The sequence below is a fragment of the Enterobacter cloacae subsp. cloacae ATCC 13047 genome, from assembly GCF_000025565.1.
GTDB lineage: Bacteria > Pseudomonadota > Gammaproteobacteria > Enterobacterales > Enterobacteriaceae > Enterobacter > Enterobacter cloacae.
In genome coordinates this window covers 4,585,569-4,607,338 of record NC_014121.1, presented here as the reverse complement: position 1 = coordinate 4,607,338, position 21,770 = coordinate 4,585,569, and the positions used below count along the sequence as shown (strand labels likewise).

19 protein-coding genes and 1 pseudogene are annotated in these 21,770 nt (G+C 54.7%); 9 read left to right on the top strand and 11 right to left on the bottom strand.

The features are described from left to right. Nucleotides 1–77: 77 nt before the first annotated feature. Complete coding sequence (gene rlmG, locus ECL_RS22370) at nt 78–1,214, top strand: 23S rRNA (guanine(1835)-N(2))-methyltransferase RlmG (RefSeq protein ID WP_013098854.1); 1,137 nt, start codon at nt 78–80, stop codon at nt 1,212–1,214. On the opposite strand, the gene ECL_RS22365 is transcribed toward rlmG, so the two are convergent. From ECL_RS22365 to lsrR, 3 genes are all read right to left on the bottom strand, one after another. After that, on the bottom strand, nt 1,211–3,232 hold the full coding sequence (locus ECL_RS22365; RefSeq protein WP_013098853.1) for an NADPH-dependent 2,4-dienoyl-CoA reductase: 2,022 nt from the start codon (nt 3,230–3,232) through the stop codon (nt 1,211–1,213). The two genes, rlmG and ECL_RS22365, sit on opposite strands and share 4 nt — an antisense overlap. A gap of 164 nt (nt 3,233–3,396) precedes the next feature. After that, nucleotides 3,397–4,989, bottom strand: coding sequence for an autoinducer-2 kinase (gene lsrK / locus ECL_RS22360; RefSeq protein WP_013098852.1), 1,593 nt, complete (start codon nt 4,987–4,989; stop codon nt 3,397–3,399). A gap of 35 nt (nt 4,990–5,024) precedes the next feature. Further along, nucleotides 5,025–5,993 (bottom strand): transcriptional regulator LsrR, encoded by a 969-nt coding sequence (gene lsrR / locus ECL_RS22355; protein ID WP_013098851.1) that lies wholly within the window; start codon nt 5,991–5,993, stop codon nt 5,025–5,027. A 215-nt stretch (nt 5,994–6,208) separates the two neighbouring features. Between lsrR and lsrA the strand changes: the two genes are divergently transcribed. The 6 genes from lsrA to lsrG are packed head-to-tail and all read left to right on the top strand — an operon-like array spanning nt 6,209 to nt 11,894. Then, nucleotides 6,209–7,696, top strand: coding sequence for an autoinducer 2 ABC transporter ATP-binding protein LsrA (lsrA, locus tag ECL_RS22350; protein WP_013098850.1), 1,488 nt, complete (start codon nt 6,209–6,211; stop codon nt 7,694–7,696). Continuing rightward, nucleotides 7,693–8,724, top strand: coding sequence for an autoinducer 2 ABC transporter permease LsrC (gene lsrC, locus ECL_RS22345; RefSeq protein ID WP_013098849.1), 1,032 nt, complete (start codon nt 7,693–7,695; stop codon nt 8,722–8,724). Before lsrA ends, lsrC begins: the two co-directional genes overlap by 4 nt. Beyond that, on the top strand, nt 8,725–9,702 hold the full coding sequence (lsrD, locus tag ECL_RS22340) for an autoinducer 2 ABC transporter permease LsrD (protein ID WP_013098848.1): 978 nt from the start codon (nt 8,725–8,727) through the stop codon (nt 9,700–9,702). It begins immediately after the preceding gene. 1 nt (nt 9,703) lies between these two features. Then, nucleotides 9,704–10,705, top strand: a complete 1,002-nt coding sequence (gene lsrB / locus ECL_RS22335; protein WP_013098847.1) for an autoinducer 2 ABC transporter substrate-binding protein LsrB — start codon at nt 9,704–9,706, stop codon at nt 10,703–10,705. A gap of 11 nt (nt 10,706–10,716) precedes the next feature. Further along, complete coding sequence (lsrF, locus tag ECL_RS22330; protein WP_013098846.1) at nt 10,717–11,604, top strand: 3-hydroxy-5-phosphonooxypentane-2,4-dione thiolase; 888 nt, start codon at nt 10,717–10,719, stop codon at nt 11,602–11,604. Beyond that, on the top strand, nt 11,601–11,894 hold the full coding sequence (gene lsrG / locus ECL_RS22325) for a (4S)-4-hydroxy-5-phosphonooxypentane-2,3-dione isomerase (protein ID WP_013098845.1): 294 nt from the start codon (nt 11,601–11,603) through the stop codon (nt 11,892–11,894). The genes lsrF and lsrG overlap by 4 nt, the downstream gene beginning before the upstream one ends. 139 nt (nt 11,895–12,033) lie before the next feature. Here the strand turns inward: lsrG and ECL_RS22320 are convergent, their stop codons facing one another. The 3 genes and pseudogenes from ECL_RS22320 to ECL_RS22310 form a co-directional block, all read right to left on the bottom strand. Further along, complete coding sequence (locus ECL_RS22320; protein WP_038985790.1) at nt 12,034–13,482, bottom strand: alpha/beta hydrolase; 1,449 nt, start codon at nt 13,480–13,482, stop codon at nt 12,034–12,036. 407 nt (nt 13,483–13,889) lie between these two features. After that, nucleotides 13,890–14,859: pseudogene (locus ECL_RS22315) on the bottom strand (IS5-like element IS903B family transposase). A 58-nt stretch (nt 14,860–14,917) separates the two neighbouring features. Continuing rightward, nucleotides 14,918–15,220: a hypothetical protein gene (locus tag ECL_RS22310; RefSeq protein ID WP_013098839.1), complete on the bottom strand. Its 303-nt coding sequence runs from the start codon at nt 15,218–15,220 to the stop codon at nt 14,918–14,920. Nucleotides 15,221–15,335: 115 nt separating this feature from the next. Between ECL_RS22310 and ECL_RS22305 the strand changes: the two genes are divergently transcribed. Together ECL_RS22305 and ECL_RS22300 are read left to right on the top strand one after the other, a co-directional pair. After that, nucleotides 15,336–16,304: an IS5-like element IS903B family transposase gene (locus tag ECL_RS22305; protein ID WP_013087110.1), complete on the top strand. Its 969-nt coding sequence runs from the start codon at nt 15,336–15,338 to the stop codon at nt 16,302–16,304. Nucleotides 16,305–16,534: 230 nt separating this feature from the next. Continuing rightward, the gene (locus tag ECL_RS22300; RefSeq protein WP_013098838.1) at nt 16,535–17,080 is read left to right on the top strand and encodes a YfaZ family outer membrane protein; all 546 of its coding nucleotides are present in this window, start codon (nt 16,535–16,537) and stop codon (nt 17,078–17,080) included. A 170-nt stretch (nt 17,081–17,250) separates the two neighbouring features. Here ECL_RS22300 and pagP read toward each other — a convergent pair whose 3' ends face one another. From pagP to ECL_RS22275, 5 genes are all read right to left on the bottom strand, one after another. Next, a complete protein-coding gene (pagP, locus tag ECL_RS22295) occupies nt 17,251–17,892 on the bottom strand; it encodes a lipid IV(A) palmitoyltransferase PagP (protein ID WP_013098837.1) in 642 nt (213 codons plus the stop codon). Between the two features lie 155 nt (nt 17,893–18,047). Further along, nucleotides 18,048–18,425 (bottom strand): zinc metalloprotease HtpX family protein, encoded by a 378-nt coding sequence (locus tag ECL_RS22290; protein ID WP_044157640.1) that lies wholly within the window; start codon nt 18,423–18,425, stop codon nt 18,048–18,050. A gap of 126 nt (nt 18,426–18,551) precedes the next feature. Next, entirely contained in the window at nt 18,552–19,022 is a 471-nt protein-coding gene (locus ECL_RS22285) for an outer membrane lipoprotein (RefSeq protein WP_013098835.1), read from the bottom strand. Between the two features lie 9 nt (nt 19,023–19,031). Continuing rightward, entirely contained in the window at nt 19,032–20,294 is a 1,263-nt protein-coding gene (locus ECL_RS22280) for an arginine deiminase (protein WP_013098834.1), read from the bottom strand. A gap of 21 nt (nt 20,295–20,315) precedes the next feature. After that, nucleotides 20,316–21,755, bottom strand: coding sequence for a basic amino acid/polyamine antiporter (locus ECL_RS22275; protein WP_044157638.1), 1,440 nt, complete (start codon nt 21,753–21,755; stop codon nt 20,316–20,318). Nucleotides 21,756–21,770: the final 15 nt, after the last annotated feature.

Sequence of the window (21,770 nt, the reverse complement as noted above, 5' to 3'; positions counted from 1 at the left end):
CAAAATAAGTTGAAAACGGGTATACTCACGCACCCTTTTCAGGGATAACGCCGAAATTTTACCATTCAGGAGGGCCGATGAGCCACTTAGACAACGGTTTCCGTTCACTCAACCTTAAACGTTTCCCGGAGACGGACGACGTTAACCCGCTTCAGGCGTGGGAAGCGGCGGATGAATATCTGCTGCAACAGTTGGATGACACTGAAATTCGCGGCCCGGTTCTGATCCTGAATGATGCCTTCGGAGCGCTGGGCTGCGCCCTGGCGGCGCACACGCCTTACAGCATTGGCGATTCATACTTAAGCGAGCTGGCGACGCGTGAAAACCTGCGTCACAACGATCTCGATGAATCCAGCGTGAAGTTCCTCGACAGCACCGCAGACTACCCGCAGGCGCCGGGCGTGGTGCTGATCAAAGTGCCAAAAACCATGGCGTTGCTGGAGCAGCAACTGCGTGCATTACGGAAAGTCGTCACGCCAGAGACGCGCATCATCGCGGGCGCGAAGGCGCGTGATATTCATACCTCAACGCTGGAGCTGTTCGAGAAAGTGCTGGGCCCGACCACCACGACGCTGGCCTGGAAAAAAGCGCGCCTGATCAATTGTACCTTCAGCGCGCCGGAACTGGCTGACGCGCCAGAGACGCTGAGCTGGAAGATGGAAGGCACCGACTGGACCATCCACAATCACGCGAACGTCTTCTCACGTACCGGCCTTGATATCGGCGCACGTTTCTTTATTGAACATCTGCCGGAAAATCTGGAAGGGGAGATTGTGGATCTCGGCTGCGGTAACGGCGTGATTGGCCTGACGCTGCTGGCAAAGAACCCACAAGCCAGCGTGGTCTTCAGCGACGAATCGCCAATGGCGGTGGCGTCGAGCCGTCTGAACGTGGAAACCAACATGCCAGAGGCGCTGGATCGCTGCGAGTTTATGATCAATAACGCGCTGTCCGGCGTAGAGCCTTTCCGCTTCAACGCCGTGTTCTGCAACCCACCGTTCCACCAGAAGCACGCCCTGACGGATAACGTCGCGTGGGAGATGTTCCACCATGCGCGCCGCTGCCTGAAAATCAACGGCGAGCTGTATATTGTGGCGAACCGTCACCTGGACTACTTCCACAAGCTGAAGAAGATTTTCGGTAACTGCGTCACCATCGCCACCAACAACAAGTTCGTGGTGCTGAAAGCGGTGAAGCTGGGACGTCGTCGCTAAATAACCAGTGCAAGCTGGGTGCCCTGCGCAATGGCCCGCCGCGCATCCAGCTCCATCGCCACATCGCATCCGCCGATCAAATGCACCGTTTTACCTGCCTCACGCAGCGGATCCGCCAGATCGCGCTTTGGCTCCTGCCCGGCACATAAAATCACATGATCCACGCGCAGCAGCTGTGGCTCACCGCCGATCGTGACGTGCAGGCCGTCGTCGTCGATCTTCTGATAGCTCACCGCCGGGATCATCTTCACGCCGCGCGAAAGCAGGGTGGCGCGGTGGATCCAGCCGGTTGTTTTCCCCAGTCCTTCACCCGGCTTACTCGCTTTACGCTGCAGCATGACGATCTGCCGTGGGCTTTTTGGCAGCTGTGGCCCTTCCGGGCGCAGGCCGCCGGACTGGCTCAGGCTGGTGTCGATGCCCCATTCCACGCAAAATTCGGCAATGTTCTGGCTGGTGGCCTCGCCCGGCTGGCTTAAATACATGGCGGTATCAAAGCCGATCCCACCGCAGCCGATAATGGCCACGTTTTCCCCAACCGGCGCTTTATCGCGCAGCACATCGAGATAGCTCAGCACCTTAGGATGATCGATACCCTCGATCGCAGGCGTGCGCGGGGCGATCCCGCTTGCCAGGATCACCTCGTCGTAATCCAGCAGATCTGGCGCACTTACCCACTGGTTGAGCCGCAGATCCACACCCGTGAGCTCGATCATCCGGCGGTAGTAGCGCAGCGTTTCATAGAACTCCTCTTTGCCGGGGATCTGTTTGGCAATATTAAACTGCCCGCCAATTTCGCCTGCGGCATCGAACAGCGTCACGCTGTGCCCGCGCGACGCCGCATTTACCGCAAACGCCAGCCCCGCGGGGCCCGCCCCGACAACCGCCAGGCGTTTTGATTTGTCTACCGGGAGCACCGGCATTTTGGTTTCATGGCAGGCGCGGGGGTTAACCAGGCAGGAGGTCACTTTCCCGACGAAGATCTGATCCAGACAGGCCTGATTACAGCCGATGCAGGTGTTGATCTCATCCGCACGCCCGCTTTGCGCTTTGGAAAGCAGTTCTGCATCTGCCAGGAACGGACGCGCCATCGACACCATATCGGCATCGCCGCGTGAGATGACATCATCCGCCACCTGCGGATCGTTAATACGGTTAGTGGTCACCAGCGGAACAGACACTTTGCCTTTCAGCTTGCGCGTAACCCAGGTGAATGCCGCGCGCGGTACCGGCGTGGCGATAGTCGGGATGCGCGCCTCGTGCCAGCCAATCCCGGTATTGATGAGGGTGGCACCGGCGGCTTCAATCGCCTGCGCCAGCTGGACGGTCTCGTCAAACGTCCCGCCGCCTTCCACCAGATCCAGCATCGACAGGCGGAAGATGATAATAAAGTCAGCGCCCGCACGTTCGCGCACGGCGCGTACCACTTCGACGGCAAAGCGCATACGTCGCGCATAATCGCCACCCCATTCGTCGTCACGCTGGTTAGTGCGGGCGGCGAGGAATTCGTTAATCAGATAGCCCTCGGAGCCCATTACCTCGACGCCGTCATAGCCCGCTTCACGCGCCAGCGCCGCACAGCGGGCGAAGTCGTCAATCAGCGCCAGCACTTCATCGTGGCTGAGGGCATGCGGCTTGAAGCGGTTAATCGGTGCCTGAATGGCCGACGGTGCCACCAGATTGGGCTGATAGCTATAACGCCCGGTATGCAGGATTTGCAGGGCAATTTTACCGCCTTCGCTGTGAACGGCATCGGTCACAATGCGATGGTGCGGCAGCTGTGACGCATCGTTAAGCACCGCTCCGCCTTCCATCCCCACGCCTGATGGCGCGGGAGCCACACCCCCGGTGACGATCAGCGCCACCCCGTGGCGCGCGCGCTCGGCATAAAAGGCCGCCAGACGCTCGGCCCCGTCCGGATGCTCCTCCAGCCCGGTATGCATTGAGCCCATCAACACGCGGTTTTTGAGCGTTGTGAACCCCAGATCGAGGGGGGCGAATAGCGACGGGTAGCGGCTCATAGTCTCTTCCAGTGTAAAATTATTGTTATGTGGTCGGATGAGTTACTAATTTAGCCAGCACGAAGTAAAAGGGAAAAGGGGAATGCAGTGATTGTGATGGGATTCAAATAATGCCTCACCCTAACCCTCTCCCACAGGGAGAGGGGACTCAATCTCCCTCTCCCTTAGGGAGAGGGGCGGGGTGAGGGGGAACGCACCAGCCCCGGCGCCTGCCACATTGACGTCGTCAGCCCGCTGTCCACCAGCCCGAGCTGGTCGGCGTACACCGCCTGCCACTTCTGCATCATGCCATCGTACAGCGCCCGGAGCTGCGGGTTCGGGGTAAACTCGCGGCTCCATTTCACCAGCCGCTCGCCGGTGGTGGCCATATCCGCAAACAGACCGGCCCCGGCTCCGGCGGCAATGGCGCAACCCAGCGCCGTCACCTCTTTCACTTCCGGTACGCGCACCGGCAAACCGGTGACGTCACTTAAAATCTGGCTCCATAGCGCCCCCTTCGACCCGCCTCCGGCAAACACCAGGCTCTCGAAGTTAACGCCGGAGAAACGTGAGATCTGCGCCAGGTTGCAGGCCGAGACGATCGCTGCGTTCTCTTCCAGCGCGCGGAACAGCGTCGCTTTGTTGCACTTTTCCGGGTCGATGGAGAGGTTAATAAACGACGGGGCGGCGTGGTACCACTGCTTAAAATGCATCGCGTCGGAGAAGATGGGCATCACGCCATGCGAACCCGCGGGCACCCGGCTCGCCATCTCCTCGAGCAGGGAATAGGTGTCCATCCCCATACGTTCGGCGATCAGCTTCTCTTCCGCGCAGAAGGCGTCGCGGAACCAGCGCATAGTCAGGCCGGTGAAGAAGCTGATCGACTCCGCCTGCGCCATACCGGGGATGACGTGCGGGTTTACGCGAATATTCATCTCAGGATCGGTGCGCACCTGCGGCAGATTGACCACCTGCTGCCAGAAAGTACCACCCAGCACCGCCGTTTGCCCGGCGCGGACCACGCCCAGCCCCAGACAGCCCAGCTGCACGTCGCCTCCGCCCATCACCACAGGGGTGCCTTCACGCAGGCCGCTCTGCTGCGCGGCCTCTTTAGTGATAGCGCCCAGCACGGTGCCGGTCTCTTTCACCGGAGAGAGGATATCGGCGCGCAGCCCGGCCATATCCAGCAGCGCTGGCCGCCAGTCGCGGGAGAAGAGATCCAGCATCCCCGTAGTGCCCGCATTTGATGGATCGACCGCCAGCTCGCCGGAGAGCTTCGCCGCCAGCCAGTCGCTGATCATGGTAATAGTGGCAGCCTTGCGATAGATATCCGGGCGATGGTGCGCCAGCCACAGCAGACGCGGCATGGCGCTCAGGGCCAGGGTCTGGCCGGAAACGTCGTACACTTCGGATTCAAACTGGTTGTCGTGGATCTCTTTGAGTTCGGCCACCTCGCGGCTGGCGCGGGCGTCGACGTTGGCGCAGGCCCAGATGGCCTCACCGTTGCGGTCATACAGCACAATCCCTTCGCGCATGGAGCAGCAGGCGACGGACTGGATATCCGCCGCGCTCAGGTGCGCGCGATCCAGCGCCTGGTGGATGCACTGGCAGGTGAGCCGCCAGTTGGTATTGAGGTCGAACTCCATCGAGCCCGGCACATTTTCCACGCTCAGGTGCTGCCACTCGGCCTGACCCACGGCAACCTGGTTGCCCAGCAGATCGAAAATAACGGCACGCACGCTGCCTGTCCCTGCATCTAACGCTAAAAGGTAACTCATGAGTTTGCCTCGTTGTTAGCGCAGGGCTTACCCCGTTACGTCAGGGCCAGCACCGCGCGGGCTGTTGTCTCTTCCGTCACCAGGCCATTGATACGGCGACCTTTCAGTGCGGCGTAAATCGCATCGGCTTTCTCAACACCGCCGGCCACGCCGACGATGGTAGGTAACTGCGCCAGTTCATCAAGCGTGACGCCCAGCAGTTCTTTGTGGATCTCCAGCTCCTCAACGCACTCTCCTTCGGCAGTGAGGAAATAACCGAGAATGTCGCCGACGGCCCCTTTACGGGCATACATCAGCTGTTCACCTTCGCTGATGTAGCCTGAGCGCAATATCGTTGCATCACGACGCTGGTTCACGGACCCAATCCCGACCACCGCCACGTCGGCGGCCGTTGCGGCGAGGATCACGTCCCGCACGCTGGTTTCACGTTTTAAGATCCCGGCCACCTCGGCGGAGGAGACGCGAAGCGGGGCGGGTATCATGCTGACGCTGCATGCCGCGTCCAGCTGGCCGATACCGGTCATATACGGCCCCACGCCGCCGGAGAGCGTCACCAGGCGGATCTGCTGCGAGCTGATAAAACCGCTTAAATGTTGCAGGCTGCTCATGGTGGTTTCACCAAATCCCACCGCTAACAGCTGGCCGGGTTCCAGCACGCCCATTAACGACTGCGCGGCACCAATGCCTAACCGCACGTTCATCGGCGGGGTATTCAGTGCTGGCAGCACGCGCACGAGCTTTAGCCCAAAGCGCTGCTGCAGTTCGGTTTCCAGTGCCAGACAGCCCTCATAGCGGGAGTTGATCTGCACGCGGATCACCCCGGACTGGCGACCTTTCTCCAGCAGGCGAGAGATCTTCAGGCGCGGCAGGCCGAGCCGTTCGCCAATGTCGTTTTGCGTCAATCCGTCGTGGTAGTAACACCAGGCCACGCGGGCAACCAGCTCCTCTTCCGCCAGTGCCAGCCCGGCAAACCGACCTTCTTCCGCAGTGCGTTTATCGCTCATAATTGAACTCTTATAAAAATTTAGATCATATGTTCGTGACGGCGCAGGTCGAAAGTGTGAGCCACGCGGCAAAACGGATCATTTAGATAGTTTCTTTCTCAGATGGATCTTAATCGATAAAACTGTGATCCCTGCACGGTTGTAAATATAGTTCACCGTCTACGCTTTTGAACATTATTAAATCTAAAAATCATTTGTTCAATAGCGGAGCGATGATGACCCCACTTATCGAAGCACGAGCCATCTGCAAGCAGTTTTCCGGGGTGCCGGTTTTGAAAGGCATTGATTTCACGCTGCTTGCGGGCCAGGTGCATGCGCTGATGGGCGGGAACGGCGCGGGTAAATCGACGCTGATGAAGATCATCGCCGGGGTGGAGACGCCGGACAGCGGTGAACTTTCCGTAGCAGGTCATTCATATGCGCGGCTCACGCCCGTGCAGGCCCATAAGTTAGGTATCTATCTGGTGCCTCAGGAACCGCTCCTGTTCCCCAATCTGACGGTGCGGGAAAACATCCTTTTCCGCCTGCCGCGTGAACGGGAAAGAGAGAATCGGCTGACGGAGAAGCTGCAGCAGCTGCAGTGCCAGCTAAATCTCGATGCCACCGCCAGCACGCTGGAAGTGGCGGATCAGCAGATGGTGGAGATCCTGCGCGGTCTGATGCGTAACGCAACGATCCTGATCCTCGACGAGCCCACGGCCTCCCTTACGCCGGGTGAAACCGAACGTCTGTTTCGCCAGATCCGCGCCCTGCAGGATCTGGGCGTCGGCATCGTCTTTATCTCGCATAAATTGCCGGAGATCCGCCAGCTGGCAAGCCACGTCTCGGTGATGCGCGACGGTGCCGTAGTGCTCAGCGGGGAAACCGCGCAGTTCGACGATAACGCGCTGATTGCCGCCATGACGCCGGTGAGCCGGGAGAAAGGCTTAAGCGATGCGCAAAAACTGTGGCTGGCGCTGCCGGGAAACCGTCGCACCCAGCCGCAGGATTTTCCGGTATTGCGCGTGGACGATCTTACCGGGGAGGGGTTTATCGATCTCTCGCTTGAGATCTACGCTGGCGAGATCGTCGGTCTGGCCGGGCTGGTCGGATCCGGGCGCACCGAATTTGCCGAGACGCTCTACGGCCTGCGTCCGGTGCGTGGCGGACGGGTCTGGCTGGAGAATCAGGAGATCACTCACGAGAGCGTGGGCGCCCGGCTGGACAAAGGCCTGGTTTATCTGCCGGAAGACAGGCAGGTGTCCGGCCTGTTCCTGGATGCACCCATCCGCTGGAACACCGTGGCGCTGAACGAGCCGTCTCTCTGGCAGCAGCGCAAGCGGGAGTCCGCGGTGGTGGAGCGTTACCACCGCGCGCTGGGGATCAAACTCAACCATGCGGATCAAACCGTGCGCACCCTCTCCGGCGGGAATCAGCAGAAAGTGCTGCTGGCCCGCTGTCTGGAAGCCAACCCGTTACTGCTGATCGTCGATGAACCGACGCGCGGCGTGGACGTGTCGGCACGTGCCGATATCTACCAGCTCATCAAAAGCGTGGCCGCGCAGAACGTGGCAGTGCTGATGATCTCAAGCGATCTCGATGAGTTTCCTGGCCTTGCCGATCGCGTGCTGGTCATGCATCAGGGCGTGCTCAGCGGCGAGTTGCCGCGCCATGCCGTCAGCCTCGATCGGATGATGGCGCTGGCGTTCGGAGGACAATCATGAAGACGTTACTGAAAAACCGCGAGCTGAGCGCGTTTCTCGCCATTCTGGCGCTGTTTGCCGTGCTGGTGGCGCTTAATCCGGCGTACCTGAGCCTTCAGACGCTGGGGATGATCTTCGCCAGCGCGCAAATCCTGATCCTGCTGGCGCTTGGCGCCGCGCTGGTGATGCTGACCCGCAATATTGACGTCTCCGTGGGCTCCACCGTGGGGCTCTCCGCCATCGCCGTCGGCGTGGCGCTGAACAATGGCTACAGCCTGCCGGTATCGATGCTGTTCGCGCTGTCTGTCGGCGCGCTGGCAGGGGCGTTCAACGGGTTTCTGGTGGTGGCGCTGCGCATCCCGGCGATTGTCGCCACCCTCGGCACGCTGGGGCTGTATCGCGGGGCGATGCTGCTCTGGACCGGTGGAAAGTGGATTGAAGGGTTACCGCCGGGGCTGAAATCCCTCTCTGAACCCGTAGCCGTGGGCATTTCGCCGCTCGGCATGGTGGTGCTGTTTTTGGCCGCCGTCGGCGCGTGGACGCTCTCGCGTACCGCGTTTGGACGCGATTTCTATGCTGTGGGTGATAACCTTGCCGCCGCGCGCCAGCTGGGCGTGGCGGTTAACCGCACGCGGATGATCGCCTTTACTCTCAACGGCATGCTGGCGGCCTGCGCCGGGATTGTCTTTGCCGCGCAGATTGGCTTTGTGCCAAACCAGACCGGGAGCGGGCTGGAGATGAAAGCCATCGCCGCCTGTGTGCTCGGCGGCATTTCGCTGCTGGGCGGGACGGGCACGCTGATTGGCGCACTGCTTGGGGCCTTTTTCTTGACGCAAATCGACACCGTACTGGTGCTGTTTAAGCTCCCGGCGTGGTGGAATGACTTTATCGCCGGGCTGGTGCTGCTGGGCGTGCTGGTGCTCGACGGGCGTCTGCGCCAGGCGCTGGCGCGTCATCAGCGGGCGCTGAAATACGGTCGCTTCCAGCCGGGTAACAGAGGGGGAAAGCACGTCACCCCATTTCCCAAACGCAAAAAAGAGGTGGCGTAAATGAAGCTTAACTGGGAAAGCGCGCTGTTGATCTTACTGGTGCTGGAGATCCTGCTCTTTGGTGCCATCAACCCGCGGATGCTCGACATCAACATGCTGCTGTTCAGCACCAGCGATTTTATCTGCATCGGCATTGTGGCGCTGCCGCTGACGCTGGTGATTATCAGCGGCGGGATCGATATCTCCCTCGGTTCAACCATTGGCCTGTGCGCCATTGCGCTGGGGGTGATGATGCAATCGGGCTGGCCGATGGCGGTCGCCATTCCTCTGACGCTGCTGCTGGGCCTGCTGTGTGGGCTGGTGAATGCGGCGCTGATCCACTACACGGGTATCAGCCCTTTAGTTATCACTCTCGGCACGCTCTACCTCTACGGAGGCGGGGCGCTGCTGCTCTCCGGCATGGCGGGCGCGACGGGCTATGAGGGCATCGGCGGCTTCCCGGACAGCTTTACCGCGTTCGCTAACCTGACCGTGTCAGGTCTGCCCATTCCTCTGGTGCTGTTTGCGCTCATTACGCTCTTCTTCTGGCTGATTACCCACCGCGGACGCTTTGGGCGGCATCTGTTCTTAATCGGCCAGAACCCGCGCGCCGCGCGCTATGCGGCGCTGTCGGTTAACGGCATGCCCTACGCGCTGTATGGCCTGGTGGGCGTCGCCTCGGCCATTGCCGCCCTGGTGATGGTCTCCTATTTCGGTTCCGCGCGCTCGGATCTGGGGCGCGATCTGCTGATGCCTGCCCTCACCGCTGCCGTACTCGGCGGGGCGAATATTTATGGCGGGTCAGGTTCGGTTATCGGTACGGCACTGGCAGCGCTGCTGGTGGGGTACCTGCAGCAGGGGTTACAGATGATCGGCATCCCCAACCAGGTGTCGAGCGCGCTGTCAGGGGCGCTGTTGGTTGTGGTGGTGATGGGACGTTCGCTGAGTCTGCACCGTGAATGGGTGCGTTCTCTCTTTAGAAAACTATCCGGAGCGTAAGATGAAAACAAAACTGATAGTCCTGGCAATGGCCCTCAGCTTCGCCTCGGCGCAGGCGGCGGACCGCATCGCCTTTATCCCGAAGCTGGTGGGGGTGGGCTTCTTCACCAGCGGCGGCAACGGCGCGAAAGAGGCGGGGAAAGACCTCGGCGTGAACGTCACCTACGATGGCCCAACCGAGCCGAGCGTCTCCGGCCAGGTGCAGCTCATCAATAATTTCGTCAACCAGGGCTATAACGCCATTATCGTCTCCGCCGTGTCGCCGGATGGCCTCTGCCCGGCGCTGAAGCGCGCCATGCAGCGCGGCGTCAAAGTGCTGACCTGGGATTCCGACACCAAACCGGAGTGCCGCAGCATCTACATCAACCAGGGTACCCCGGAGCAGCTCGGTGGCCTGCTGGTGGAGATGGCCGGGAAGCAGGTGACAAAACCGAATGCCAAAGTGGCGTTCTTCTACTCCAGCCCGACCGTCACCGACCAGAACCAGTGGGTGAAAGAGGCGAAGGCCAAAATCGAAAAAGATCATCCCCAGTGGCAGATTGTGACCACCCAGTTTGGCTATAACGACGCCACCAAATCCCTGCAAACCGCCGAAGGGATCTTAAAAGCGTACCCGGATCTGGATGCGATCATCGCCCCGGATGCCAACGCTCTGCCTGCCGCGGCGCAGGCGGCGGAAAACCTGAAGCGGGAAGGGGTGGCGATTGTCGGATTCAGTACGCCTAACGTCATGCGTCCGTACGTCGAGCGCGGCACGGTTAAAGCCTTCGGCCTGTGGGATGTGGTGCAACAGGGCAAAATTGCGGTCAATGTCGCCGATCGTTTGTTGAAAAAAGGCGATCTTAACGTCGGTGACAGCGTGGAGGTAAAAGATATCGGTACGCTGAAGGTCGAGCCGAACAGCGTCCAGGGCTACCAGTATGAAGCAAAAGGCAACGGCATCGTGCTGCTGCCAGAGCGCGTGGTGTTCACCAAAGAGAACATCAACAAATACGATTTCTGACGGGGGAGCAAATGGCTGATTTAGACGACATCAAAGACGGTAAGGATTTTGGCATCGGTACACCGCAGCAAAATGTACCGTTCACCCTGAAGGGCTGTGGCTCGCTGGACTGGGGCATGCAGTCCCGGCTTTCGCGCATCTTCAACCCAAAAAGCAACCGCACGGTGATGCTGGCCTTTGACCACGGTTACTTCCAGGGGCCGACCACCGGTCTTGAGCGTATCGATCTCTCTATCGCGCCGCTGTTCGCCGAAACCGACGTGTTGATGTGTACCCGTGGTATTTTGCGCAGCACCGTACCGGCCGCCACCAATAAACCGGTGGTCCTGCGCGCCTCCGGCGGTAACTCAATTCTGGGCGAACTGTCGAACGAGTGCGTGGCAGTGGCAATGGAAGACGCGCTGCGCCTGAACGTCTGTGCGGTGGCGGCGCAGGTGTACATTGGCAGTGAATTCGAGCATCAGTCAATCAACAACATCATCAAGCTGGTGGATGCGGGGGCACGCTACGGGATGCCCGTGCTGGCGGTGACGGGCGTCGGCAAGGATATGGCGCGCGATGCGCGTTACTTCTCGCTCGCCAGCCGTATTGCCGCCGAAATGGGGGCGCAGTTTGTCAAAACCTACTATGTGGATGAAGGATTCGAAAAAGTGACCGCCAGCTGCCCGGTGCCGATCGTCATCGCCGGGGGGAAAAAGCTGCCGGAGCACGAGGCACTGGAGATGTGCTGGCGCGCGATTGACCAGGGAGCCTCCGGCGTGGACATGGGGCGCAACATCTTCCAGTCCAGCGCGCCGCTCGCCATGCTGAAGGCGGTGAAGAAAGTGGTTCACGAGAACATGAGCGCCCGGGAGGCGTTCCAGTTCTGGCAGGAAGAGAAACAGGGAGAAGCAGAATGAACGTGACGTTAGTGGAGATCAACATCAAACCCGAGCGGGTGGACGAGTTTCTGGAGGTGTTTCGCGCCAACCACGAGGGCGCGATTCAGGAGCCGGGAAACCTGCGTTTTGACGTATTGCAGGACCCCCGGGTGAAAACCCGGTTCTTTATCTACGAGGCCTATAAAGACGAAGAGGCGGTGCTGGCGCATAAAAAAACGCCGCACTACCTGGCCTGCGTGGATAAGCTCGAAGAGCTGATGTCGGAGCCGCGCAAAAAGCGCAGTTTTGTGGGGCTGCTGCCGGAGTGACAAATTAACCGGCAGCCAGCGATTCAATGGGGATAGTGGTGAAAGAGGCGAAGAATAACGGATGTTATACTCTGGCGCCGGTTGTCTTTTATTTCATCTATCCCCAACGATGAGCTGACGTTAAAAAACGCCTCTTCCATTATCTTATGACGCCAGCAATCCTTTCAATCAGATAGGGATAGAACGGATTCGAGGTGATACGCATTAAGGAGTCCATATCTGCCAGCAGTACCGCTCGCTCCCCTCTGACGCGTAAAACACCCAGACTCAGACCATAGTGATTCGGTTCATAGGGTTCACTTCCATATAAGGAGTCATGGACAGGAAACGGGAGGGCGACATGAGATAGTGAAAAAACATCTCTCGGATAGCGCACATTAAGGGGCTGCACGTCTGCTGTTGTTGAGTGTGCTAAGTGCGTCGAAGCGACCATGTTCATACTCTCTGAAGAGGCATTTTTGACGATAGTCGTCGTGTAAGTACGCTGTGGTGTTGCCAGTAAGTGTGATAGCGCGCGATCCGAAGAGTGGCGAAACAGTGCACGAAAATTGACCGCACGATTAATATCAAACAACACCAGCTCGCTACCGTTATCCGGTAGATTGTGATGGAGCACGTCCAGCACTGCCCGGGTACTGACTGTGGAATCAAGAACGGACTGAAACGTAAGCACATGAGGAAGATCTTTCCAGCCAGCCGATGACTTGCGCCGCGTAAGATCCCGTTTCAATGTTTCAGTCAGAAGATAAGCCTGCCGCGCACCATTCACGGGAAAAGAGTTATATTTAAAAGGATTAAATTCTGGTACCAGACCTAACCAGGCCGCACGAGAAAAGGCCGGGAGAAAGGCTGTCCATTCGGCCATTCCCGAAAAACGAGCAAAGCGGCTTATGCCTATCATGGGAGAAATCAGGACAATTTGTTGTGGCTTCTTCAGGCTCTCATCATCAAGGGCATCGATGGCATATTTCATGGCCAGCGCCCCACCATTGGAAAAGCCAACAATATGCAGCGGCGCGTCCGCATGGGTCATTTTTGTTGCCTCGCGCACCGCAAGACGCGTTGCTGCCAGCCAGTCCTGCCATTTTACATCCGTTAATGCCCCGGGTACGGTTCCATGGGCAGGTAGACGGATCCCGATGGCGACAAACCCTTCTTTTTGATAGAGCCGGGCAATATGCTGCAGGCTGTAAGGGGAGTCCGTAAGTCCATGCAGTAACACGACAGCCCCTCTCGGTTCCGCCTGTGGGCGCATGATGTAGGATCGATTCCAGTCTGTGGGAAGGGTGTCCGGAAATACCGGGCTTGACGGGTTATAACGATTTAAACTCGTTGTATCCTGATCGGTTTGCTTCATAACGACATTGTTATGCACTTCCATGAAGAGGGCGTTTTCAGCATTGATATAGTCATCCCAGTCGGCACGATCGATCTCGTTTTCGCGTAATTCATTAGGGACAAAAGTGTGCCAGGGCTGGAGTTCGCCGCTACGCTGTACCCAATAAAACAGGCCTGTCATTGCACAAAGCGTGAAGCCCAAAAGGATAAAAATACAACGCTTCAACACTCTAATACTTTTCTTGCGCATAAATCCTCTAAACATAGATATTCAACCTGATATCTGCTGTATTTAGGTTTTAAAGCGCAGCGTGGTTGATGATGGGGGCACAGAATAAAGATATGGACATCGCATAAACTATGCTTTTAACCATTGCATGATAAGCAAGGAGTTAATGGCGAAATTGATATGCGCGACGATAGATAACATAATACTAAGCGCTGCCACAAACAGAACCTTGAGGTTGAGGATGCGTGTTTTTTTTAAGTTTGCATCCAGCCATAACATATTCCTTATTTTATTCTTTTGATATAAATACATTATCCCCATAGATAAATATAAGAGAGGCATGATAATGCTTACTGAATTGATCTGTAACAGGGCTTTGTTGAATAAATCAGATTTCGGGTAAGTCTCCCCCGTAGCGGGTTGTGTTTTCAGGCAATACGCACGCTTTCAGGTATACCTGCTTTCGTCATTTTGTTCAGCGCTCGTACCAGGGCCATAGCCTCCGCAACCTGACCATCGTAGTCACGCAGCGTCAGTGAACCCCCGAACAGCTGTTTTACCCGGTACATCGCCGTTTCCGCTATCGAGCGACGGTTGTAATCTGTTGTCCATTTCCACCGCGCATTACTCCCGGTCATTCGCTGATTAGCCACTGCACGGTTACGGTCTGCATATTCACCGGGCCAGTAACCCGCACCTTTTCGGGGAGGGATAAGCGCGCTGATTTTCTTACGCCGCAGTTCATCGTGACATAGCCGGGTATCGTAAGCGCCATCGGCGGCGGCTGACCTGATTTTCCGGTGGGTTTGCCGGATTAACCCGGGGAAGGCCTCTGAGTCCGTAACGTTGTTCAGCGACAGGTCAGCGCAGATGATTTCATGTGTTTTACTGTCAACGGCGAGATGCAGCTTACGCCAGATACGGCGGCGTTCCTGGCCATGCTTTTTGACTTTCCACTCGCCTTCACCGAAGACCTTCAGCCCGGTGGAATCAATTACCAGGTGTGCGATTTCACCCCGGGTGGGCGTTTTGAAACTGACATTAACCGACTTTGCCCGCCTGCTGACACAGCTGTAATCCGGGCAGCGTAGCGGAACGTTCATCAGAGAAAAAATGGAATCAATAAAGCCCTGCGCAGCCCGCAGGGTCAGCCTGAATACGCGTTTTAATGACCAGCACAGTAGTGATGGCAAGGTCAGAATAGCGCTGAGGTCTGCCTCGTGAAGAAGGTGTTGCTGACTCATACCAGGCCTGAATAGCTTCATCATCCAGCCAGAAAGTTATGGAGCCACGGTTGATGAGGGCTTTATTGTAGGTGGGCCAGTTGGTGATTTTGAACTTTTGCTTTGCCACGGAACGGTCTGCGTTGTCGGGAAGATACGTGATCTGATCCTTCAACTCAGCAAAAGTTCGATTTATTCAACAAAGCCCTGTAACAGCAGTAATTCACTGCCAACTAATGCAAAAAGCCATGAAATAAATAGCAGCATAAGCGTTGCTCCTCAGTTTTTTTGTTGGTAAGGTAAAACCAAATCATAAACAGAACATCTAAAAACAACCAAACCCCGCCCAGCAACAAAACGTGCGAGACAGCACCCGGCCAGAACAAAGCGCCATTGGGGGAAACAGAAAAGAAATCCTGTCCCCAGACCAGGCGTGCCACAATCATGAAAAGGGGCAGCAATAAAAGGTTGAACAGAAAAAGATAACGGATAAAGTTTGGTTTTTTGGGCCGTCTGATATTTTCTTCCGGGAACATGGTTTCCTCACTGGTTTCGGTGAAAATAAAGAGGCATTCTAGTGCGAAAAGATAGATGGAACTTAAACACACGTCATTTTATAGGCTTTGTTGAATAAATCGAACTTTTGCTGAGTTGAAGGATCAGATCACGTATCTTCCCGACAACGCAGACCGTTCCGTGGCAAAGCAAAAGTTCAAAATCACCAACTGGCCCACCTACAATAAAGCCCTCATCAACCGTGGCTCCATAACTTTCTGGCTGGATGATGAAGCTATTCAGGCCTGGTATGAGTCAGCAACACCTTCTTCACGAGGCAGACCTCAGCGCTATTCTGACCTTGCCATCACTACTGTGCTGGTCATTAAACGCGTATTCAGGCTGACCCTGCGGGCTGCGCAGGGCTTTATTGATTCCATTTTTTCTCTGATGAACGTTCCGCTACGCTGCCCGGATTACAGCTGTGTCAGCAGGCGGGCAAAGTCGGTTAATGTCAGTTTCAAAACGCCCACCCGGGGTGAAATCGCACACCTGGTAATTGATTCCACCGGGCTGAAGGTCTTCGGTGAAGGCGAGTGGAAAGTCAAAAAGCATGGCCAGGAACGCCGCCGTATCTGGCGTAAGCTGCATCTCGCCGTTGACAGTAAAACACATGAAATCATCTGCGCTGACCTGTCGCTGAACAACGTTACGGACTCAGAGGCCTTCCCCGGGTTAATCCGGCAAACCCACCGGAAAATCAGGTCAGCCGCCGCCGATGGCGCTTACGATACCCGGCTATGTCACGATGAACTGCGGCGTAAGAAAATCAGCGCGCTTATCCCTCCCCGAAAAGGTGCGGGTTACTGGCCCGGTGAATATGCAGACCGTAACCGTGCAGTGGCTAATCAGCGAATGACCGGGAGTAATGCGCGGTGGAAATGGACAACAGATTACAACCGTCGCTCGATAGCGGAAACGGCGATGTACCGGGTAAAACAGCTGTTCGGGGGTTCACTGACGCTGCGTGACTACGATGGTCAGGTTGCGGAGGCTATGGCCCTGGTACGAGCGCTGAACAAAATGACGAAAGCAGGTATACCTGAAAGCGTGCGTATTGCCTGAAAACACAACCCGCTACGGGGGGAGACTTACCCGAAATCTGATTTATTCAACAAAGCCCATTTTATAGCGTACGCAGCTGTCACCTCGATGATTAATGAATGAGAGTATGGTGAGTGAGGATCTCTTGTTTGTTTGAACTTCATATAACATCGCCCCCTAAAATAAGCCACCAGACAGAGCTTGTTTAAGGTTCTGACTTCTTTTTTTTAATGTAGATTAGGTGATAACAAATGTTTAAAAAAACACTCACAGTAGTGGCAATTCTTTCAACTCTTTCTGTTGGTGCTAACGCCGCTGAAATTGGCGCTCAGTTAGGTACACAACATACGGAGTTAAATGCACTAATTGCGCCAGAGCCGACCGGTATTTTTTATACTGCAAACTGGGCTAACAATTATAATGATGGCCGTAATTCTGGCGGTGTCGGCCTGGGTTATCAGGTGTCTCTGGGTAAAGCCGATCTTTACGCAGGTGCCAAGGCCATCTATATGGCGCCTAAGAAAGGTGATAATGGATTTGCGGCACCGATTGGTGGCGGGGTTCGTGTCCATTTTAGCGATGAGGTGTATGCCTATGGTGAAGGTTATACCGCGCCACGTGGCCTGAACAATGCCGTCGAAAACTATGTTGAAGTTGATGCAGGGTTGGCCTGGCAGGTACGAGATGAGGTGAAACTCAAAGCGGGTTACCGTCATATTAGCGTTCATGGTAAATCCGGTACGCCTAATCATACGCTGCTTGATGGTGCTTACCTGGGCGCCGCACTTCAATTCTAAACAAACACTCACCGCGAGCCCTACGCTCGCGGTGAGTCGTTGCATATAATCCAGTCATTTTCTTTACCCTCCTTTTTATCCAGATACTCTTCTTCCTTTTTCTCTTAAAACATTTCCTTTCCTGCGCTGATAGTAAAAAGACCGAGAGTGTAATGCAGGGCTGAGCCCTGCTACAGGTTGTAACGTAACCACCCGAAGAGTACGTTTCCGTTATTATAGGTGCCAGGAATATAGGTGAACTGGACATTCACATTTTTATAACTCGCTGAAAAAAGCGGGAATATAATCGGTAAGGGAATGTAGTTGCCCATATCTTTACGCGCCGTTATCCCGGCGGTCACCCCTAATCCCAACCTGAAATCTTTTTGTTGGCCTGGATGCCATCCTTTCTCCCATGCATAGCCGGTGACCGGTTGCCACTCATTATGTGAGTCTTTAAACACCATTCCATACAGTGCACTCCAGTTGCCATTGCTGTGATGACGAGAAACCCCCACTCCGGCACCCCAGGGCATTTCATTATAGCGATCGGTCTTTTCTTTATCGTACATGAACCGGTTATGCCAGCTGATAAAAGGAAGATAAATATCGTGGCTATCATAATCTGTCCAGGTTTGCGTAATATCGGAAACAATCCTGCTGCCCCAGCTTGCTGCATTTTCATCAGCATGAGTCTGGCCATAGGCACGTGTGGCAAAAAGAAGTAACCCGCTCCAGAGTAAAACAGAGCAAATCAACAAAAATAAATGATAAAAGCCGCCGATAAAGTCGATTTTTTCCTTACAGGGCTGCCAGGGGGTAGTGCTTTTCATTGCGAACACTCCAGTGGATAAAAGTAGTTAAAAATAATAAATAGGCCAGCGCATTAACAAAACATGAGACGAATTGTTAATAGCGCCAGAGATGACTGATTTTCTAAAACGAAATGACTAAGGTTGGATATTACGCCATCCTTAGTCATTGTGATTTAATTTATGGCTTTCTTTTTAAGGAGTTCGAACTCCTCCTGGCTAATAACGTCCTGGTCTAATAGTTTTTTGGCGTCTGATATTTGTTCCGCTGGTGATTTACAAAGACTATATTGTGCTGCGGCATTCGCATCCAGTCTGTAAGCACGTTGTCTTTTGGCCATTCCCTTACCTCTCAGAATGAGATAAAAAACAGAGGTGATCAGCGGGATGAAAAGTAACAGCATTATCCAAAGCGATTTAAAGAAGCCGTTGAGTGTATTGTCACGGAATAAATCAGTAACGATCTGGAAAATAACAAACAGATACGCAATAAAAAAGAATATGGAAAACAGGGTGGCTGCCATATTCCAATATTGTAATAGATGAGTCGTCACAATGATGCCCTCTTAAGGATATAAATGGTCACATGGAATAAATAAAAGATAAAAACCTGCCACAAAAAAATTTCATCCTTAATGAAAAGGACAATCATCCTGTTGTGGCAGATATGATAAAGCGCGTTATCGAGCTGGAGAGATCGTTACCTGACCGCGATGCGAGGTAATATTTACACGTTGCCCTACGACAAATTCACCTTCACGGGCAGGCTGCACGGTGACGAACTCTTGCCCGTTATCAGGACGAATAAAGAGTTCAGCCGCATTATGTCGCGCCATTCCTCGTTGTATCGACTGTCCTGCCATCGCGCCAGCAACGGTACCGCCAGCCGTCGCCAGCAGACGGCCGCTTCCGCCACCAATAGCATTACCGGCAGCACCGCCAATCAACGCGCCCCCGACTGTACCGGCAGCGCTGCTTCCGGTGTCGTTTTGGATTGTTATGTATCTCACCCCTGTGATTGTGCCGTGCGACAGTGCCATCACCTGACCGGAAAGCGCAGCACTTGCATGATGGGCAGAACCAACGGGTTTCTCAGTACAGCCAGCCAATGCCAGCAAACCGGCCAACATTAAAACAGAACGTGTAAACATCTCTCTTCCTTATGAGTAATCAACGACATCACGAATTAATGGACATGTCATACAGTGGCCGCCACCGCGTCCACGCCCTAATTCACTCCCAACAATTTCAATGACCTCAACGCCTTCTTTACGCAAACGGTCGTTTGTTTTGGTATTGCGGTCATAGGCGATAACGACACCTGGAGACATGGCGACCACGTTATTTCCGCTATCCCATTGCTGACGCTCGGTGTCGTAAACATTGCCTTCGGTTTCAACGACCCTGAGCGAGCGTAAATTGAGTGCCCTGGCTACCACCTCTGTTAACGGCTCTGAATAATGCTCCAGACGCATTCCGCCTGGGGAGTCGTCCTTAATCAGTGAAAAGACTTCGATTTGATCAACAATGGCGGGATATAGCGTCACTAAATCTCTGTCACAAAAGGTGAATACGGTATCCAGGTGCATCGCCGCTCTGAGCTTCGGCATCGCGGCAATAATAACGCGCTCGACATGGCTAAACGGGTTCGAAAACAGGGCAGATGCAAGCTGGGCAATGGCCTGATAGGACGTTCGTTCGCTCATACCGATTAAAACGGTCTTGTTGCCAATAGGCATAACATCGCCGCCTTCAAGGGTGGCGGATCCGTGATAACGCGTTGGATCTCCCCACCATGTATTGATCGTCTGACGGGTGAAGTCCGGATGGAACTTATAGATAGCAGTCGTCAGTAACGTTTCTTCACGGCGAGCCTGCCAGTAAAGGGGATTAAGCGTAACCCCGTTATAAATCCAGCTGGTGGTATCTCGCGTATAAAGCGTATTCGGTAACGGCGGGAGCAAATATTCACGCAGCCCTGTCGCTCTTCCGACGAGTTCAAGTTCTTCTTTATCGCCCCTGTGTCTGTTCAGCAAATCATAGGTTGAAAGCCCGCCGATCATAAACTCAGCCAGCCGATCTGCGGGTAACGAATCCAGGAACGAGCGTGTTTCATTAAGCAAACCCAACGGGATTTCATCAGCAGTAATCTGCTGTTCGATGAGCCAGTTGCGTGCCTGACGGTTAGCCAGCGTTTCGGAGAGCAGATCATGCATCTCAACAACGTCAACACCGCATCCGCGCATTTTGTTAATAAAATCGAGATGATCCTGACGGGCACGCTCTACCCACATGACATCATCAAATAACAGTCGGTCGCAATTGCCCGGTGTAAGACGGCTATGTGCTAACCCAGGGGCGCACACCATCACTTTGCGTAACTGGCCGACCTCGGAGTGAACACCCAGTGGTATATCTTGCATAGTGTCTCCTTAAGAGAGTAATTAAATGGTAATATTTCCGTTTATAATTCCATAAATACAGGCCAAAGCCGCGAGCACGATGGCGGTAAATAATATTCGTTCGGTACCAGAGAATATTTTTTTGTTTTGCTCACGCTTAGCAATGTAATAAAGCAGTGTGCCAGGCGCATAAATAACGGCGGACAGCAGCACATACGTTAATCCGCCGGCATAAATCATCAAAAAGGCATAGGCAGTGGCAATGACAGAGATCACCAGGTCTTTATAATATCCCTTTGTGCACTGTTCGTAGGTTTCTCGTGTAATAACCAGCTTCAGGCTATACGCGGCAACCAGAAGATAAGGGATAAGCGTCATCGCGCTGGTTAGCTCAAGGGCTAACAGGAATGCGTAATCGCTGAAAAAAGTGATAACTAAGAACAACTGTATCGCGATATTCGTCAACCATACGGCTGAAGAGGGAACCCGCCAGCGATTCTCGCGTGCAAAAACGGCAGGCATGCTCTTTTTCAACGCCGCGGAATAAATAACCTCCGCAGCGAGCAATGACCAGGAAAGATAGGCTCCGAGGACAGAGATAATTAACCCCACGCTGATGAAAATCATGCCCCAACGTCCCACTATGCTTTCGAGGACACCGGCCATTGAGGGTTGCCGTAAGGCCCCCAGTTCAGCCTGGGGCATAACGCCATAAGAAAGCATGGTGACTAACATCAGTAAGCACAACACCCCGATGAAGCCGAATACGGTCGCCAGGCCAACGTCTTTCCGGTTAGTTGCATAACGCGAGTAAATACTTGCCCCTTCGATTCCAAGGAATACGAATACGGTCACCAACATGGTGCTTCTGACCTGGGAAAAGATTGATCTGAAGAGAGGTGGCTCTCCGGCGGCCCCGCCCCAGAAATTAAGCATAAACATCTCTTTTTTGAATGCCATTATCAGAATGGCGATAAATACAAAAATAGGGATGATCTTGGCACAGGTGGCCAGGGTATTTATAAAGGCCGCTTCTTTAATACCCCGCAATACCAGGAGATGAAAAGACCATAAAACAACTGATGAGACAGCGATTGCCAGCAGCGTATTACCTTCGCCAAATGCAGGGAAAAAAGCGCCTAATGTTGATTTAATTAAAATAAAATAGGATACGTTGCCGATACATGTACCCGCCCAAAAACCAAGTGCCGAAATGAAGCCCGGATATTCGCCGAAACCGGCTTTAGCGTAGCTAAAGACGCCCGCATTGAGTTCAGGCTTTCTTTGCGCAAGGTTCTGGAATACAAATGCCAGCATCAGCATACCGCCACCGGCAATCACCCAGGCAATAATTGCACCAAGCCCACCGGTTGCTCGTCCGAATGCAGCAGGTAATGAAAATATACCCGCTCCGATCATCGCTCCGACGACAAGCGTCGTTAAAGACCAAAGCGATAGCGTATTGGTCGTAGATTTGTTCATATAATTTTCTTAACA